1 protein-coding gene is annotated in these 970 nt (G+C 64.7%); it reads left to right on the plus strand.

Annotated features, from left to right (window positions below; all coding sequences use genetic code 11):
* Nucleotides 1–909, plus strand: a 909-nt coding sequence (locus ACFHWT_RS31340; protein WP_416598312.1) for a non-reducing end alpha-L-arabinofuranosidase family hydrolase, incomplete at its 5' end; no start/stop codon positions are given.
* Nucleotides 910–970 lie beyond the last annotated feature (61 nt).

A 970-nucleotide genomic window follows, 5' to 3' on the forward strand; every position in this document is an offset into this window, starting at 1 on the left:
ACCTGCGATCTGCCGTCGACGTACCGCTGGACCTCGACGGGACCGCTGGCCCAACCCCGATCCGGCTGGGTATCCCTCAAGGACTTCACCCACGCCCCCTACAACGGCCAACACCTCGTCTACGCCACCAACCACGACTACGGCACCAGCTGGGGCTCCATGAACTTCGGCCTCTTCAACAACTGGAACCAGATGGGCTCCGCCAGCCAGAACGCCATGCCCTTCGCCGCCGTCGCACCCAGCCTGTTCTACTTCGCCCCCCGCAACATCTGGGTCCTCGCCTACCAATGGGGCGGCCCCGCCTTCTCCTACCGCACCTCCACCAACCCCACCGACGTCAACAGCTGGTCCGCCCACCAGACCCTCTTCACCGGCAGCATCAGCAACTCCGGCACCGGACCCATCGACCAAGCACTCATCGGCGACGACCAGAACATGTACCTCTTCTTCGCCGGCGACAACGGCCGCATCTACCGCGCCAACATGCCCATCGGCAACTTCCCCGGCAGCTTCGGCTCCAACTACACCACCATCATGACCGACACCACCAACAACCTCTTCGAAGGCGTCCAGGTCTACAAACTCCAAGGCCAACAGCGCTACCTCATGATCGTCGAAGCCATCGGCTCCCAGGGCCGCTACTTCCGCTCCTTCACCGCCACCAACCTCGGCGGCACCTGGACCCCCCAAGCCACCAGCGAAAACAACCCCTTCGCCGGCAAAGCCAACAGCGGCGCCACCTGGACCAACGACATCAGCCACGGCGAACTCATCCGCACCAACGCCGACCAGACCATGACCATCGACCCCTGCAACCTCCAATTCCTCTACCAGGGACGCGACCCCAACTCCGGCGGCGACTACGGCCTCCTGCCCTACCGCCCCGGCATCCTCACCCTGCAACGCTGACCCACAACCACACCACACATGACAAGACGGCGGGCCCGGCATCCACGCCGGGCCCGCCACG

It is taken from the genome of Micromonospora sp. LOL_021 (genome assembly GCF_048060215.1).
Lineage (GTDB): Bacteria > Actinomycetota > Actinomycetes > Mycobacteriales > Micromonosporaceae > Micromonospora_E.